Origin of the sequence: Pseudomonas sp. LAMO17WK12:I1 (assembly GCF_900177315.1) — a bacterium.
Lineage (GTDB): Bacteria > Pseudomonadota > Gammaproteobacteria > Pseudomonadales > Pseudomonadaceae > Aquipseudomonas > Aquipseudomonas marginalis.
Map to the genome: position 1 here is coordinate 31,523 of NZ_FWZV01000004.1, position 16,537 is coordinate 48,059.

Here is a 16,537-nt window from a genome sequence, read left to right on the forward strand (position 1 = left end):
GCCCCTTGCGATGATGGGTGCTGATGGGCAAAAGATAGACCTAAAAAAGCCCCGCATCTTGTCCAGAGGCAGGGCTTTTCAAGTTTTTTCGATCAGTCGCGCTTTTCAGCCCACAGATCGTACTCATCGGCGTCGGTCACCGTGCACCAGACCTTGTCACCTGGCTTCAAGCCGCTGGCATCGTCGATAAACACGTTACCGTCGATTTCCGGTGCATCGAAGAAGCAACGGCCGACTGCGCCTTGCTCGTCGACTTCATCGATCAGCACTTCGATTTCCTTGCCGATACGCAGTTGCAGGCGCGCCGAGCTGATTGCCTGTTGGTGCGCCATGAAGCGCTCCCAACGGTCCTGCTTGACGTCATCCGGGACCACGGCCAGGTCCAGCAGGTTGGCCGGGGCACCTTCCACGGGCGAGTACTGGAAGCAGCCCACACGGTCCAGTTGCGCTTCGGTCAGCCAGTCCAGCAGGTACTGGAAGTCTTCTTCGGTTTCGCCGGGGAAGCCGACGATGAAGGTCGAACGGATGATCAGCTCGGGGCAGATCTCGCGCCAGTTCTTGATGCGCGCCAGGGTCTTGTCTTCGAAGGCCGGGCGTTTCATGGCCTTGAGCACTTTCGGGCTGGCGTGCTGGAACGGGATGTCCAGGTACGGCAGGATCTTGCCGGCGGCCATCAACGGGATCAGCTCGTCCACGTGCGGGTACGGGTAGACGTAGTGCAGGCGCACCCACACGCCCAGGCTGCTGAGGGCTTCGCAGAGTTCGGTCATGCGGGTTTTCACCGGCGCGCCGTTCCAGAAGCCGGTGCGGTATTTCACGTCGACGCCGTAGGCGCTGGTGTCCTGGGAGATCACCAGCAGCTCCTTGACGCCGGATTTGACCAGGCGCTGGGCCTCGTCGAGTACGTCACCCACCGGACGGCTGACCAGCTTGCCGCGCATCGACGGGATGATGCAGAAGCTGCAGCTGTGGTTGCAGCCTTCGGAAATCTTCAGGTACGCATAGTGACGCGGGGTCAGCTTGATGCCTTGAGGCGGTACCAGGTCAATCAGCGGGTTGTGATCCTGGCGCGGCGGCACCACGTCGTGCACGGCATTGACCACCTGCTCGTACTGCTGCGGGCCGGTCACGGCCAGTACGCTGGGGTGCACGTTGCGGATATTGCCTTCTTCCACACCCATGCAGCCGGTCACGATGACCTTGCCGTTTTCCTTGATGGCTTCGCCGATCACTTCCAGGGACTCTGCCTTGGCCGAGTCGATAAAGCCGCAGGTGTTGACCACCACCACATCGGCGTCCTGGTAAGTGGACACCACGTCATAGCCTTCCATGCGCAGTTGCGTGAGGATGCGTTCGGAATCGACCAGAGCCTTCGGGCAACCCAGGGAAACAAAGCCAACCTTGGGGTTGGCTTTTGCGATGGTGGTGGACATGTCTAACCTCGGTATTGAATGACGCCGCCAGTCGGGCACGACAGGGCTGCGGACGGGCGCTTGCTGCGCCTCTGATCAAAAAGTGCGCAATTCTAGCGACGGGCAACGCTCTTGACCAGCTTTATGCAGGGAAATGCGACGAGTGCTGTGTTGGGTGAATCGCCCAGCCCTTACACGTTCTTAAGCCCGGACGTCCTGCTCTGTGCGGTGCGTTACAACTTTAGACATGCCCACACCTAACGCCTGAAGCACTTTCAGGAGAGTGGAAAGCTTTGGGTCGCCGCCGACGCCGAGGGACCTATAGAGATTTGCTCTATTGAGGCCCGTGTTCTGCGACAGACTGAGCATCCCGCCGCGAGCGTCCGCCACTCGACGGATAGCGACAAGGAACGCGTCTTCCCCACCCGCTTCATCGATTTCCTCAAGCGCGACAGATAGATATTCCAAGGCAAATGCTTCGTCGTCTCGGAGCATTTCAAGAACACTATCTTCATGAGAACGAGTACGAATGGTCATTTTTGCTGCACCTTGTAAGATTTCCAGAGGGCCTTGGCCTGATCAATGTCGTTCTGCTGCCTGACCTTTGAGCCGCCGCCCAACAGGAAAACAATTTTTCGATCCTGGATTGCGTAATACACACGAAACCCAGGCCCGAAGTCGAGTTTCATCTCAAAGACCCCGTCACCCACCGACTCGGTAACACCAAAGTGGCCAAGGGAAGCTCGATCCACTCTGGTGGTGATTCTTGCCTTTGAACGCGTGTCTTGCACGGTGTCCAGCCAAGCCTGGTAGATATCCACCCCGTTGACTGAAAGTACGTGTTTCACTTCGTACATGCGGAATGTACCTTAAAAGAGACAGGGCAATGATTGAGTTTTTATATCGACTACGCAGGTGATGCAGGCGCGCGATTTATTGATCAGGCAAGGTGGCCAAGGAGCTTGCGCATACACCGCTGAGGCTGCGCTACTGAGCCGGGCGGAAAATATACGGTTGGCCGTAAATGTGATCAATGCAGGCAAAAAGGCTCCAAAATGCCGCTTCATCTACGACTGACGGTGTAAATCGATACCCGAATCACTTGAGCAGGGAAATACGACGACCGCTGCGCTATGCTTCGCGCCGTTGCGCACGGGGAAAACCCTTGGGTCAATAAAACGTCTGTTACGAGAAGTAAAACAGCGCATGCTAGGGTCAGCTTAGACGCGCTGTTTATAAGAGACCTCAGGTCAAAGGGCAGGAGTGGTTGATGGGTCAGGCAAGTAGTCAGGCAGCAGGTGCCGAGCATTCCAACGCAAAGCCGATCGGCATGCTGGTGGCAGCGGTCGGGGTGGTTTACGGCGATATCGGTACCAGCCCGCTCTATACCCTCAAAGAGGTGTTCAACGGTGGTTATGGGGTGCAGGTCAACCATGACGGTGTGCTGGGGATCCTGGCGCTGATCTTCTGGTCGTTGATCTGGGTGGTGTCGATCAAGTACATGCTGTTCGTGCTGCGCGCCGATAACCAGGGCGAAGGTGGCATCATGGCCCTGACCGCGTTGGCGCGAAGGGCGGCGGGGGAGCGCAAGAAGTTGCGCAGTTTCCTCGTGGTGTGTGGCCTGTGCGGTGCGGCGTTGTTCTATGGCGACAGCATGATCACCCCGGCGATTTCGGTGCTGTCGGCCATTGAAGGCCTGGAACTGGCGTTCGACGGCTTGGAAAAATGGGTGGTGCCGATCGCCCTGGTGGTGCTGGTGGCGCTGTTCCTGATCCAGAAGCACGGTACCGACCGCATCGGCAAGCTGTTCGGGCCAGTGATGGTGACCTGGTTCCTGGTGCTGGGTGGCCTCGGCGTGTATGGCATTACCCTGCACCCTGAAGTGCTCAATGCCCTGAACCCGATGTGGGGCGTGCGTTTCTTCGAGGCCCACCCTGGCATTGGCGTGGCAATCCTCGGTGCGGTAGTGCTGGCGTTGACCGGTGCCGAGGCGCTGTATGCCGACATGGGTCACTTCGGCCGCAAGCCCATCGCCCGCGCCTGGTTCATCCTGGTGTTGCCGGCGCTGGTGCTCAACTATTTCGGCCAGGGCGCCATGCTGCTGGGCGACCCGGAAGCCGCACGCAACCCGTTCTACCTGCTGGCGCCAAGTTGGGCGCTGATCCCGCTGGTGGTGTTGTCCACCCTGGCCACGGTGATTGCGTCCCAGGCCGTGATTTCCGGTGCGTTTTCGTTGACGCGCCAGGCGATCCAGTTGGGTTATATCCCGCGTATGCATATCCAGCACACCTCAAGCGCCGAACAGGGCCAGATCTATATCGGTGCGGTGAACTGGTCGCTGATGGTCGGCGTGATCCTGCTGGTGCTGGGTTTCGAGTCCTCCAACGCACTGGCGTCGGCCTACGGCGTGGCGGTGACGGGGACCATGCTGATGACCACCATCCTGGTGTCGGCAGTCATGCTGTTGCTGTGGAAATGGCCACCGATTCTGGCCGTGCCGGTCCTGGTCTGCTGCCTGTTGGTGGACGGGCTGTACTTCGCGGCCAACGTGCCGAAGATCATCCAGGGCGGTGCCTTCCCGGTATTGGCGGGGATTGTGCTGTTCGTGCTGATGACCACCTGGAAGCGCGGCAAGCAATTGCTGGTGGACCGCCTCGACGAAGGTGGCCTGCCGTTGCCGATCTTCATCAGCAGCATCCGCGTGCAGCCGCCGCATCGCGTACAGGGCACGGCGGTGTTCCTTACCGCGCGCCCGGACGCCGTGCCCCATGCGCTGTTGCACAACCTGTTGCATAACCAGGTGCTGCATGAACAGGTGGTGTTGCTGACGGTGGTCTACGAAGACATCCCGCGTGTTCCGGCCTCACGGCGCTTCGAGGTGGATTCCTACGGCGAGGGGTTCTTTCGCGTGATCCTGCACTTCGGCTTTACCGATGAGCCGGACGTCCCCGAAGCGTTGAAGCTGTGCCATTTGGACGGCCTGGATTTCAGTCCGATGCGCACCACGTACTTCCTCAGCCGTGAAACCGTCATCGCCTCCCGCATCAAGGGCATGGCCCGTTGGCGCGAAGCGTTGTTTGCATTCATGCTCAAGAACGCCAACGGCAACCTGCGGTTCTTCAAGCTCCCGGTCAACCGAGTGATCGAATTGGGCACCCAGGTCGAAATGTAAGCCTGCGCGGTACGGGAGCCGGCAATCGGCTCCCGCTTTACGTCTGAACCCTGTGCAATCCACGGTTGTCGACTAGGCTCTAAGCACTGTTTGAATAGTGCCCACAGACCCCAGAAGAGGTGCGCCATGAGTCAGCTGCTCGAACCCTATACCCTGCGCCAATTGACCCTGCTCAACCGTATCGCGGTGTCTCCGATGTGTCAGTACTCAAGTGTCGATGGCCTGGCCAACGACTGGCACCTGGTCCACCTCGGCAGCCGCGCGGTCGGTGGCGCCGGGCTGATATTCACCGAAGCCACCGCCGTAACCGCCGATGGCCGCATCACGGCCGAAGACCTGGGCCTGTGGAACGACGAACAGATCGAACCCCTGCGGCGCATCACACGGTTTATCGCCGCCCAGGGCGCGGTGGCGGGCATCCAGCTGGCCCATGCCGGGCGCAAGGCCAGCACCCACCGCCCATGGATCGGCAAGCACGGCAGCGTCAAGCCGCAAGACGGTGGCTGGGTGCCGGTGGGGCCGTCGCCGATTGCCTTTGACCCGCAGCACACCCAACCCAAGCCTTTGGATGAGGCGCAGATCCAGCAAGTGATCGCCGACTTCGTCGCCGCCGCCAGGCGAGCCCTGACCGCCGGTTTTGAAGTGGTGGAGATCCACGCCGCCCATGGTTACCTGCTGCATCAATTCCTCTCGCCCATCAGCAACCAGCGGCAGGACCAATATGGCGGCTCCTTCGAGAACCGTATCCGCCTGGTGCTGCAAGTGACCGAGGCCGTGCGCGAGGTCTGGCCCCAGGAGCTGCCACTGTTCGTGCGGGTGTCGGCCACCGACTGGGTGGAAGATGGCTGGAACCCTGATGAAACCGTGGAACTCGCGCGTCGCCTCAAAGACCTGGGCGTGGACCTGATCGACGTGTCTTCCGGCGGCACTGCCGCTAACGCCGAAATCCCCACCGGCCCCGGTTACCAGACGCGCTTTGCCGAGCGTGTACGCAAGGAGTCGGGCATCGCCACCGGCACCGTCGGCATGATCACCGAACCGGCCCAGGCCGAGCACATCCTGCGTACCTGCCAGGCCGACATCATCTTCCTGGCCCGTGAACTGCTGCGTGACCCTTACTGGCCGTTGCATGCCGATGATGATCTGGGCGGGCGCAAGGCCATTTGGCCGGCTCAGTACCAACGAGCGACCCATCGGGACCAACCGATCCACGAGTCTGACTTGAGGGATTGATCCTGCGTCGGCGCCGTCGAAACCCACCTTGAACCGGTGGGTTTTTTTTGCCTGCTGCTGTGGGATGGGGTTGTAGGTATTTGTTACCGAAGTGATTTTTTAAGTGAATGCTCTAAAAAAATCCCACACGTAACGAGATTGTTTCTACGCTTAGGGTAGGACTGATTTCTGGCCCAGGAAGTCAGCCTGTTTGTTCACGGAGGCATTGCGCTCCCCGGGAAACGGTTTGTGGGCACAGGAGTTTTTGATCGATATCAGGAGAAACAGTCCATGGCCAAGTCCTATGGTGTAGCGGGTGCGGTGGTGTCTTTTTTTACCCGCAGGGTGTCCTTGCGTGGCCGCAGGTTGAGTTCGGACGAAGCCGAATTACTGGCGCAGTATCGCGCCCTGACCGAAAACGATCAGGTGGCGATGCGCTATCTGATTGGAGCGATGAAGAGTGTGTCGCGGTTCTGATGGCGTGCGCGAGGATCGTTCCCACGCGCGTGGGAACGATCTGGATCAGGTGTACTTGCGCTGCTCCGGTGCCGGCGGGAAGTACTGATACAACCAGGTTTCACTCAGGGTGCGGTCCTGGGTGCGAATAAACAGCCGCAGTTCCACCGGCTCCACGCTGTCGCTGGTCGGGTACCAGTCGAACAGGATGCGGTAGCCCTTGATGTTGTCGAGCACCAGCACGCTGAAGTCTTTCACTTCGCCGTGGGAGCAGGTCACCACCGGCTCGATCCCGGTGCCGGCCGGCAAACGGTCCAGGCCGCCGCCCTTGAAGTCCACGGCAAACCGGCGCGCCCACACTGGCGGGTAGTGCTCGCCCGGCGCCCAACCTTCGGTAAAGCCGCCCATGCCGGAACGGGTCGCGTCGACTTGCGCCAGCGGCGTGCTGACCGGGGGCAGGGCGCTCCAGTACAGCTTGTAGCCATAGTTGAGTGAGTCGCCGGCCGCCACCGGCTTTTTCGGGGTCCAGAAGGCCACGATGTTGTCCAGGGTCTCGCCGGTGGTGGGGATTTCCAACAGGTCGATCGAGCCTTCGCCCCAGGCGGTGGTCGGTTCGACCCACAGGCTTGGACGCTTGCTGTACCAGTCGACGGTGTCCTGGTAGCTGGCGAACTCATGGTCGGTCTGCACCAGGCCGAAACCTTTCGGGTCGGTGTCGGCGAACGCATTGAACTGCAGCTTGGCCGGGTTATTCAACGGGCGGCAAATCCACTCGCCATTACCTCGCCACATCGCCAGGCGGTCCGAATCGTGGATCTGTGGGTGGATGGTGTCGCACATGCGGCGTTCGTGGGTGCCGCAACTGAACATGCTGGTCATGGCGGCGATGCCCAACTGTTCGATGGCGGTGCGGGCATTGATGTTGGCGTCGATGGCCATCACCACTTGGTTGGCCTGGCAGTCGATATCGAAGCGGTAGGCGCCGGTGGCGCTCGGCGAGTCGAGCAGGGCGTAGACCACAAAGCGGGTCGCGTTCTTATCCGGGGTCTCGAACCAGAACTGCGTGAAGTCCGGGAACTCTTCGCGTTTTTTTGCGTAGGTATCAATCGCCAGGCCACGGGCGGAGAGGCCGTACTGGCCGGTAGAATCCACCGCGCGGAAGTAGCTGGCGCCGAGAAACGACAGCACGTCATGGCGATCCAGTTCCGGCGCCTTGAACAACTTGAAGCCGGAGAAACCCAGGTCGCCGGTCAGCTGTTTGGTGTCGACGGTGGTTTTTTCATAATTGAACAGTGAAGGGCGGAAATGCACTTCGCGGGCTTCACGGGTCTTGGGGTCGACGCTGTGCATGCGCACCGGTGTCTTGAAGCCCATGCCGACGTGGAAGAACTGCACGTCGAGCTGGCCGTTCAATTCCTTCCACAGCGAATGGTTGCCGTCGTAGCCGATGGCGTTGAAATTCTGCGGGGTCATGGTCGCCAGGGTAGGCGGCAGCACCTGTTTGGTGTCTTTATACGTGGTCCCGGCGAGCTGTTTGGCTTGGGCCTTGAGCGTTTCAAAATCGAACGCTACGGCCTTGCCATCGGCGGCACGGTTCCCGGCCCAGGCCTGCGCGGCAAGCAGGCCGCTGGCCGATAAACCGGTGTAGGCCGCAATGGCCATGGAGGCTTTGAGCAAATTCCTGCGGTGCATAGAGACAACCTGTCGTGAGCAAATCCCGCGCCGTTCCTGGCACGTGCTGGATCAGAAATTACGGTTCGGACATGCCTTCGGCCAAACGCAACGGACATTAAACAGACGCCGGATAGCTTAAGCGGTTCGATGGAGAAGGAAAATTGATTGATGGCGGGGTGATGGCATTGCAAATGCGACAAGACATTTCCGACGCTGTGAGTGAACACATTACCCACCAATTATGAAGATCCAAATGTAGGAGCGAGCTTGCTCGCGAAGAACGTCAACGATAACGCGGAGATTCTGATTAACCGCAGTGCTCTTGCGTTCTTCGCGAGCAAGCTCGCTCCTACAATAAAGCGTTACGGCACTTGGGGGATCAGTGCTTGAACATCACATGCCGAACCGTGGTGTAGTCCTCCAAGCCATACATGGACATATCCTTGCCATACCCCGACAGTTTCTGACCACCGTGGGGCATTTCGCTGACAAGCATGAAATGGGTGTTTACCCAGGTGCAGCCGTACTGCAAGCGCGCGGCCAGGCGGTGGGCGCGTCCTACGTCGGCGGTCCATACCGACGACGCCAACCCGTAGTCCGAATCATTGGCCCAGCCCAGTACCTGCACCTCATCGGTGAACTTGGTCACCGACACCACCGGCCCGAACACCTCGCGGCGCACGATCTCATCGTCCTGTTGCGCATCGGCGAGTACGGTCGGCTCAAAGAAGAAACCATTGCCTTCCACCGCCTTGCCACCGGTGACCAGGCGTATATGCGGCTGCGCCACGGCGCGTTCGACAAACCCGGCAACCCGGTCGCGGTGTTGCGCAGTGATCAACGGGCCCAGCTCAGTGGCCGGGTCATCCTGCAAGCCGTATTTGATGCTGGCGACTGCCGCGCCGAGTTTCTCCACAAAGGCGTCGTAGATGTCCGCCTGCGCATAAATCCGACAGGCAGCGGTGCAGTCCTGCCCGGCATTGTAGAAGCCAAAGGTACGAATGCCTTCCACCGCTGCATCGATATCCGCGTCGTTGAAGATGATCACGGGCGCCTTGCCGCCCAGCTCCATGTGCAGGCGCTTCACGCTGTCGGCGGTGCTGGAGATGATATTCGCGCCGGTGGCGATGGAGCCGGTCAGCGACACCATGCGCACTTTCGGGTGGTTCACCAGCGGACTGCCCACGGTAGGCCCACGGCCGAACACCAGGTTGAGTACTCCGGCCGGGAAAATCTCCGACGCCAACTCGACCATCCGCAACGCGGTCAGCGGGGTTTGCTCCGACGGCTTGAGCACCACGGTATTGCCCGCGGCCAGGGCCGGTGCGATTTTCCAGGCGACCATCATCAGTGGGTAGTTCCACGGTGCGATGGACGCGATCACGCCCACCGGGTCGCGACGGATCATCGAGGTGTGGCCGGGCAAGTATTCACCGCCGGCCGAACCGCTCATGCAACGGCTGGCGCCGGCGAAGAAGCGGAACACGTCGGCAATCGCCGGGATCTCGTCGTTCAGCGCGGCGCTGTAGGGCTTGCCGCAGTTGTCCGATTCCAGCTTGGCCAGTTCTTCGCCGTAGGCTTCGATCACGTCGGCCAGTTTCAGCAGCAACAGCGAGCGATCCTTGGGCGCGGTCTGCGACCAGCCTTCGAAGGCCGCATCGGCGGCGCGCACGGCGGCGTCGACCTGGGCTTCGCTGGCTTCTTTGATTTCCACCAGCACGCGGCCCAGTGCCGGGTTGAAGATGGCCTGGGCCGGGCCTTCGCCTTGTACCAGTTGGCCGTTGATCAGCAGTTTGGTTTGCATGATTGAGTCCTCCAAAAAACGCGTGTTATTTCCCTGAAGAAACCGGATTTAAATGTGGGAGGGGGCTTGCCCCCGATGCCAGTGGTTCAGTGACAGCTGTGTTGGCTGTCACACCGCTATCGGGGCAAGCCCCCTCCCACATTTGAACCGCGTTCCTTCAGTGGCCAAGTTATTTACCACCGCTCCCCGCCACGCTTTCACCACCGCGGGTCAGGTAATAGGCGCCCAGGATCGGGAACATCGTCACCAGCATCACCAGCATCGCGACCACATTGGTCACCGGCACATCCCGTGGCCGGCTCAATTGGTTGAGCAACCACAGCGGCAACGTACGCTCGTGGCCGGCGGTGAAGGTGGTGACGATGATTTCGTCGAACGACAGCGCAAACGCCAGCATGCCGCCGGCCAGCAGCGCCGAGCCGAGGTTGGGCATGATGATGTAGCGGAAGGTCTGCCAGCCGTCGGCGCCCAGGTCCATCGAGGCTTCGATCAGGCTGTGGGACGTACGGCGCAGGCGGGCGATGACGTTGTTGTAGACGATCACCACGCAGAACGTCGCGTGGCCGACGATGATGGTGAACATCCCCGGCTCGATGCCTAATGTCTTGAACGTCGCCAGCAGTGCAATACCGGTGATGATCCCCGGCAGCGCAATCGGCAGGATCAACATCAGCGACACGCCTTGCTTGCCAAAGAACTCGCGGCGATACAGCGCCGCCGAGGCCAGGGTGCCCAGCACCATGGCAATCAGGGTGGCGATGGCGGCGATCTGCAACGACAGCTTGATCGCCTCCAGCACATCCGGCCGGGCGAAGGCCACGCTGAACCACTTCCGGGTAAATCCCTGGGGCGGAAAGCTGAACGCGGCTTCTTCGGTGTTGAAGGCGTAGAGGAAGATGATCAGGATCGGGAAGTGCAGGAATACCAACCCGCCCCAGGCTGCGATCTTCAAGCCTAAGGATGATTTCTCAGAGTGCATCGAAGGCCCCCAGGCGTTTGACGATGGACAGGTAAACCGCGATCAGCACGATCGGCACCAGGGTGAACGCGGCGGCCATGGGCATATTGCCGATGGCGCCTTGCTGGGCGTAGACCATGCCGCCGACGAAGTAACCCGGCGGGCCCACCAGTTGCGGCACGATGAAATCGCCCAGGGTCAGCGAAAACGTGAAGATCGAACCGGCGGCAATCCCCGGCACCGACAGCGGCAGGATTACCTGCATGAAGGTCTGGCGCGGCTTCGCGCCGAGGTCGGCGGAGGCTTGCAGCAGCGACGGCGGCAAGCGCTCCAGGGACGCCTGGATCGGCAGGATCATGAAGGGCAGCCAGATATAGACGAACACCATGAAGCGCCCCAGGTGCGAGGTGCTCAAGGTGCTGCCGCCCACGCCGGGAATGCCCAGCACGAACTGCAATACCGGTTCCAGGCCCAGGTGCTGCACGAACCACTGCGCCACGCCGCCCTTGGCCAGCAGCAAGGTCCAGGCATACGCCTTGACGATGTAGCTGGCCCACATCGGCATCATCACCGCGATATAGAAGAACGCCTTGGTCTTGCCCGTGGTGTAGCGCGCCATGTAGTAGGCGATCGGGAAGGCGACGATGGCGCTGGCGATCGACACCACGATCGCCATGCCCAGGGTGCGCAGGATGATGTCGAAGTTCGACGGCTGGAACAGCGCGGCGAAGTTGGCCAGGGTCAGGTCCGGCGTGACCGCCATGGTGAAGTCGTCAAAGGTATAGAAGCCTTGCCACAGCAGGGTCAGCAACGAACCCAGGTAGATCGCGCCGAACCAGATCAGCGGCGGAACCAGCAGCATCGCCAGGTACAGGTTGGGCTTGCGGTACAGCAGGTTGGAAAACCTGCGCATCGGCGGTTGGGAAAGGGCCAGGCTCATGTCACACCTCGCCTGCGCGGTCAGTCAGCGGCGTCATGGCTTCTCGCGCCCAACGGGCGGTGATGGACTGGCCGACCTGATGGCCGCTGCTGATGTCCAGCCACTGGTTGTTGGCCTGGCTGATGTTCAGCGCCTGGCCGTTTTCCAGTTTCAGTTCATAGCGGGTGGCGCTGCCCTGGTACTGGATGTCGTGCAGCAGGCCGCTGATTTCCACTTCGCCGGCGCCCAGCGGGCCCTCGGCAAACCTTACGTGCTCCGGGCGAATCGAAAACGGCTGCGCACTGCCGCTGAGGCGCTGGGCCAACTCGCCGCGAATCACGTTGGAGGTGCCGACGAACTCGGCGACGAACGCGGTGGCCGGTTTCATGTACAGGTTGCGCGGGGTGTCGACCTGTTCGATACGGCCCTTGTTGAACACCGCCACACGGTCGGACATCGACAGCGCTTCGGTCTGGTCGTGGGTCACGAAGATAAAGGTGATGCCGAGCTGGCGCTGCAGCTTCTTCAGCTCGCTTTGCATCTGTTCGCGCAGCTTGAGGTCGAGGGCGCCCAACGGCTCGTCGAGCAGCAGCACGCGGGGGCGATTGACCAGGGCACGGGCCAGGGCTACCCGTTGGCGTTGGCCGCCGGAGAGCTGTACCGGCTTGCGCTCGCCGTAGCCATCGAGGGCGACCATCCCCAAGGCTTCTTCGGCGCGATTGAGGCGTTCGGTCTTGCCCACGCCTTTGACCTTGAGGCCATAGGCGACGTTGTCGCGCACGTTCATATGGGGGAACAGTGCGTAATCCTGGAATACCGTGTTTACGTCACGCTGATACGGCGGCAAGCCAGCGGCTTCCTCGCCATGAATGCGGATCGAGCCTGCGCTCGGCTGCTCGAAACCGGCGATCAGGCGCAGGCAGGTGGTCTTGCCCGAGCCGGATGGGCCGAGCATGGAAAAGAACTCGCCGTCCTGGATATCGATGGAAACCCGGTCAACGGCTTTCACTTCGCCGAACTGACGGGAAACGTGGGTGAATTGGACTGCAAGCGTCATGGTGCGGTGCTCCAAAAAGGCGCGGGTGGTCGCAGCGCCCGGCCTGGACTGCTGAAAAACAAAACATCCGTGAATGCGGTCGATGTGGGAGGGGGCAAGCCTCCTCCCACAGGGGATCTATGCCGTCTGCATGGTCTTAGCGGCCGCCCATGATCGCGATGTAGTCCTGGGTCCAGCGGCTGTACGGCACGAACTTGCCGCCCTCGGCCTGCGGGGTTTTCCAGAAGGCGATCTTGTCGAACTGGTTGAAGCCGTTGGTCTTGCAACCCTCGGCACCGAGCAGTTCGCTTTCCTTGCAGGCTGCGGGCACCGCTGGCAGCGAGCCGAACCAGGCGGCGACATCTCCCTGGACTTTGGGCTGCAGCGACCAGTCCATCCACTTGTAGGCGCAATTCGGGTGCTTGGCCTCGCTGTGCAACATGGTGGTGTCGGCCCAGCCGGTGGCGCCTTCCTTGGGAATGGTCGAAGCAATCGGCTGCTTCTCGTTCTGCAGGCCGTTGACCTGATACGGCCAGGCGCTGGAGGCCACCACGCCTTCGTTCTTGAAGTCGCTCATTTGCACGGTGGTGTCATGCCAGTAGCGGTGGATCAACGGCTGCTGCGCGCGCAACAGGTCGAGCACGGCCTTGTACTGGGTTTCGGTCAGTTCATAGGGGCTCTGGATCCCCAGTTCCGGCTGGGTGCTCTTGAGGTACAGCGCCGCATCGGCGATGTAGATCGGACCGTCATAGGCCTGCACACGACCTTTGTTCGGCTTGCCGTCCGGCAGGTTCTGCGCATCGAACAGCACGTTCCAGCTGGTGGGCGCGGTCTTGAACACGGTGGTGTTGTACATCAGCACGTTCGGCCCCCACTGGTACGGGGTGCCGTAGGTCTGCTGGCCCACCACGTACCACGGCGCATCCTTGAGGCGCGGGTCGATGTTCTTCCAGTTGGAGATCAACGCCGTGTTGATCGGCTGCACACGCTTGCCGACGATCAATCGCAGCGACGCATCCCCGGACGCGGTGACCAGGTCATAACCGCCCTTGGCCATCAAACTGACCATTTCGTCAGAGGTGGCGGCGGTTTTCACATTGACCTTGCAGCCTGTTTCCTTCTCGAAACCTGTGACCCAGTCGTAGGCCTTGTCGCTTTCACCACGTTCGATATAGCCGGGCCAGGCGACGATATCCAGCTGGCCTTCACCAGCGCCCACCGCCTTGAGCGGTTCGGCGGCCTGGATACTGACGCTGGCCAGCAGCGCGGTGGTCAAGGCACTGAGCAGTGCGGTCTTATGCGCAGACATGGGGATTCCCTCTTCTTTAATTATGGTCGGGGCAGTGTGTGAAGCCGTGACGCATGAGCTTAGTTGTTGTTTTAAAGATGCTGGCCGTGGCGGGCCATGATGTGGCGCACCACGCTGTAGTCCTGTAGCGAATCGCTGGACAGATCTTTCCCATACCCCGAGCGCTTCAAGCCGCCGTGGGGCATTTCGCTGACCAGCATGAAATGGCTGTTGATCCAGGTGCAGCCGTATTGCAGGCGCGCGGCGACCTGCATGGCCTTGTCCAGGTTCTGGGTCCAGACGGAGGAGGCCAGGCCGTATTCGGAATCGTTGGCCCAGTCCACCGCCTGTTCCAGTTCGTCGAAGCGGGTCACGGTGACCACCGGGCCGAACACTTCGCGCTGGACGATTTCATCGGTCTGCCTGCAGCCGGCGAGCAGCGTCGGCTGGTAATAGAAGCCGGCCCCGGAATGCACGGCCGCGCCGGTGACCCGCTCGATATGCGGCTGGCCGAGGGCGCGCTCGACAAAGCTGGCCACGCGATCGCGCTGGCGTGTGCTGATCAGCGGGCCGAGTTCGTTATCGGCATCGCGCTTGCCGGCGAAGCGCAGGCTGCTGACGGCTGCGCCCAGCTCGGCGACCAATTTGTCGTGGATGCCCGCCTGGGCGTAGATGCGGCATGCCGCCGTGCAGTCCTGGCCGGCATTGTAGTAACCGTAGGCACGCACGCCTTCGACCACGGCTTGCAGGTCGGCGTCGTTGCATACGATCACCGGCGCCTTGCCGCCCAATTCCAGGTGGGTGCGCTTGAGAGTCTTGGAGGCGGCCTGCAGGATTTTCTGGCCGGTGACGATGTCGCCGGTCAGCGAGACCATGCGCACCTTGGGGTGGCTGACCAGATGGCTGCCGACGCCTTCACCGCCACCGCACAGAATGTTGATGACCCCGCGTGGTAACACGTCCTTCAGGACCGGGGCCAATGCGAGGATCGACAGCGGCGTGTGTTCCGACGGCTTGAACACCAAGGTATTACCGGCCGCCAGCGCCGGGGCGATCTTCCACGCGGCCATCATCAGCGGGTAGTTCCACGGCGCAATCGAGGCCACCACGCCAATCGGATCGCGGCGCACCATGCTGGTGTAGCCCGGCAGGTATTCGCCGCTGAGCTGTCCGGTCTGGCAGCGCACGGCGCCGGCGAAGAAGCGGAACACATCGATGGTGGCGCTCAAGTCGTCCTGGCGCGCCAGGTGCAACGGCTTGCCGCAGTTCAGCGATTCCAGGCGGGCGAGGTAGTCGGCGTGTTTCTCGATGGCGTCGGCGATGCCCAGCAGGATGTTCGAGCGTTGTTGCGGCGTGGTCCGCGACCAGCCGGCAAAAGCGCGGTGCGCGGCGAGGATCGCACTTTCGACCTGCTCGGTGCTGGCTTCGGCGATCTGGGTGAGCACTTCGCCGGTGGCCGGGTTGAGGATCGGCTCGGCAACGCCCTGGCCCTGGACCAGTTCGCCGTCGATCAGCAACGCAGTAAGCAGCGGGGTGGGCGCGCCGGACATTTTTCGTGATCTCTTTTCTTGTGCGGTCATGGGCGTTCTCTTACAAGGCGCCGGACCTTCTCTTATGCATAGACAGAGACTAGAGGTCAGGCGCGAGGTCAACAAATACTAAATACTGAATGCAGCATTCGATTAAATAGATGGCTTGCGCGGGTGTGGTTGTTCCCGCGCAACGGTGAGGAACGGATCCACCAAGGCCGGTCGCGCGGTGCCCCGACGCCAGGCCAGGCCGACGTCCAGGGTCTGGCTGAGGTCGGCAATCGGCCGCGCTTCAATAATGTCGCCCTCCAGGGACCAGGGGCGGTAGGTCATGTCCGGTTGGATCGACACGCCCAGGCCCGCGGCCACCAGGCTGCGCACGGCCTCGGTGGAGGCGGTGCGCAGGGTCACGCGCGGTTGCAGGCCGGCAGCGGCCCACAGGCGCTGGGCGTTATGCCCCATTTCGTCGACGTTCAGCTGAATCAACGGCTCGTTTGCCACGTCGGCGAGGTTGATGCTGTCGTGCTCCAGGAGCGGGTGTTGCGCCGGCAGCCACAGGCGGTGGGGCGAGTGGGTGAGGACTTCGGTCTGCAGGGCGTGGCGATCTTCGAGGTTGGAGAGGATCAGCACGCCCACATCGATCTCGCCGCTGACCAGCAAATGCTCGATATACGGGCGTTCGTCTTCCATCACGCGGATCTCCACGTTGGGGTAGGCGCGCTGGAAGCGGGTGAGCAAATCCGCCAGGTAGTAGCCGGCGACCAGGCTGGTCACGCCGATGATCAATTGCCCGGCGACCTGGTCGGTGCTCTGTTGCAGGCTGCGCTTGGCATTGTCGACGGTGGCGAGGATCAAGTGCGCCTGGCGCAGGAACTGATGGCCCTGGTGCGTGAGGGTCATGCCCTTGGCGTGGCGGTTGAACAGGGTGACGCCGATTTCCTGCTCCAGTTGCTGGATCGCCAGGGTCAGGGTGGACTGGGAAATGAACGCGGTCTGCGCGGCGGCGGAGATCGATCCGGTCTCGGCCACGGCGATAAAATGCCGGATTTGACGCAAGGTCATCATGCTGGAATTACC

Annotated in this window: 14 protein-coding genes; 3 read left to right on the plus strand and 11 right to left on the minus strand. The window is 61.4% G+C overall.

Translation table 11 applies throughout. From position 1 onward, the window contains the following. Positions 1–92: 92 nt before the first annotated feature. The 3 genes from rimO to B9N88_RS07830 all read right to left on the minus strand — a co-directional run bounded on the left by rimO (position 93) and on the right by B9N88_RS07830 (position 2,269). Positions 93–1,433 carry a 30S ribosomal protein S12 methylthiotransferase RimO gene (rimO, locus tag B9N88_RS07820; protein ID WP_005785474.1) on the minus strand — a complete coding sequence of 447 codons (1,341 nt, stop codon included), beginning with the start codon at positions 1,431–1,433 and terminating at the stop codon, positions 93–95. A 180-nt stretch (positions 1,434–1,613) separates the two neighbouring features. Continuing rightward, complete coding sequence (locus tag B9N88_RS07825) at positions 1,614–1,949, minus strand: addiction module antidote protein (RefSeq protein ID WP_043293399.1); 336 nt, start codon at positions 1,947–1,949, stop codon at positions 1,614–1,616. Next, a complete protein-coding gene (locus B9N88_RS07830) occupies positions 1,946–2,269 on the minus strand; it encodes a type II toxin-antitoxin system RelE/ParE family toxin (protein WP_027604536.1) in 324 nt (107 codons plus the stop codon). The genes B9N88_RS07825 and B9N88_RS07830 overlap by 4 nt, the downstream gene beginning before the upstream one ends. A 413-nt stretch (positions 2,270–2,682) precedes the next feature. On the opposite strand from B9N88_RS07830, the gene B9N88_RS07835 reads away from it, so the two are divergent. The 3 genes from B9N88_RS07835 to B9N88_RS07845 all read left to right on the plus strand — a co-directional run bounded on the left by B9N88_RS07835 (position 2,683) and on the right by B9N88_RS07845 (position 6,273). After that, positions 2,683–4,584, plus strand: a complete 1,902-nt coding sequence (locus tag B9N88_RS07835) for a potassium transporter Kup (protein WP_027604535.1) — start codon at positions 2,683–2,685, stop codon at positions 4,582–4,584. 126 nt (positions 4,585–4,710) lie between these two features. Continuing rightward, positions 4,711–5,817 (plus strand): NADH:flavin oxidoreductase/NADH oxidase, encoded by a 1,107-nt coding sequence (locus B9N88_RS07840; RefSeq protein ID WP_027604534.1) that lies wholly within the window; start codon positions 4,711–4,713, stop codon positions 5,815–5,817. Positions 5,818–6,087: 270 nt separating this feature from the next. Beyond that, entirely contained in the window at positions 6,088–6,273 is a 186-nt protein-coding gene (locus B9N88_RS07845; RefSeq protein ID WP_027604533.1) for a hypothetical protein, read from the plus strand. A 45-nt stretch (positions 6,274–6,318) separates the two neighbouring features. Here B9N88_RS07845 and B9N88_RS07850 read toward each other — a convergent pair whose 3' ends face one another. The 8 genes from B9N88_RS07850 to B9N88_RS07885 all read right to left on the minus strand — a co-directional run bounded on the left by B9N88_RS07850 (position 6,319) and on the right by B9N88_RS07885 (position 16,525). After that, positions 6,319–7,944 carry a glucan biosynthesis protein D gene (locus tag B9N88_RS07850; protein WP_027604532.1) on the minus strand — a complete coding sequence of 542 codons (1,626 nt, stop codon included), beginning with the start codon at positions 7,942–7,944 and terminating at the stop codon, positions 6,319–6,321. A 361-nt stretch (positions 7,945–8,305) separates the two neighbouring features. Next, positions 8,306–9,730: a gamma-aminobutyraldehyde dehydrogenase gene (locus B9N88_RS07855; RefSeq protein WP_027604531.1), complete on the minus strand. Its 1,425-nt coding sequence runs from the start codon at positions 9,728–9,730 to the stop codon at positions 8,306–8,308. A 169-nt stretch (positions 9,731–9,899) separates the two neighbouring features. Beyond that, a complete protein-coding gene (locus B9N88_RS07860; protein ID WP_027604530.1) occupies positions 9,900–10,709 on the minus strand; it encodes an ABC transporter permease in 810 nt (269 codons plus the stop codon). Then, the gene (locus B9N88_RS07865) at positions 10,699–11,628 is read right to left on the minus strand and encodes an ABC transporter permease (RefSeq protein ID WP_027604529.1); all 930 of its coding nucleotides are present in this window, start codon (positions 11,626–11,628) and stop codon (positions 10,699–10,701) included. The genes B9N88_RS07860 and B9N88_RS07865 overlap by 11 nt, the downstream gene beginning before the upstream one ends. 1 nt (position 11,629) lies before the next feature. Then, a complete protein-coding gene (locus B9N88_RS07870; protein ID WP_027604528.1) occupies positions 11,630–12,664 on the minus strand; it encodes an ABC transporter ATP-binding protein in 1,035 nt (344 codons plus the stop codon). A 136-nt stretch (positions 12,665–12,800) separates the two neighbouring features. Then, positions 12,801–13,952 (minus strand): putative ABC transporter substrate-binding protein YdcS, encoded by a 1,152-nt coding sequence (ydcS, locus tag B9N88_RS07875; RefSeq protein ID WP_027604527.1) that lies wholly within the window; start codon positions 13,950–13,952, stop codon positions 12,801–12,803. A 71-nt stretch (positions 13,953–14,023) separates the two neighbouring features. Then, positions 14,024–15,481 carry a gamma-aminobutyraldehyde dehydrogenase gene (locus B9N88_RS07880; RefSeq protein ID WP_027604526.1) on the minus strand — a complete coding sequence of 486 codons (1,458 nt, stop codon included), beginning with the start codon at positions 15,479–15,481 and terminating at the stop codon, positions 14,024–14,026. A 132-nt stretch (positions 15,482–15,613) separates the two neighbouring features. Further along, on the minus strand, positions 15,614–16,525 hold the full coding sequence (locus B9N88_RS07885) for a LysR family transcriptional regulator (protein WP_027604525.1): 912 nt from the start codon (positions 16,523–16,525) through the stop codon (positions 15,614–15,616). Positions 16,526–16,537 lie beyond the last annotated feature (12 nt).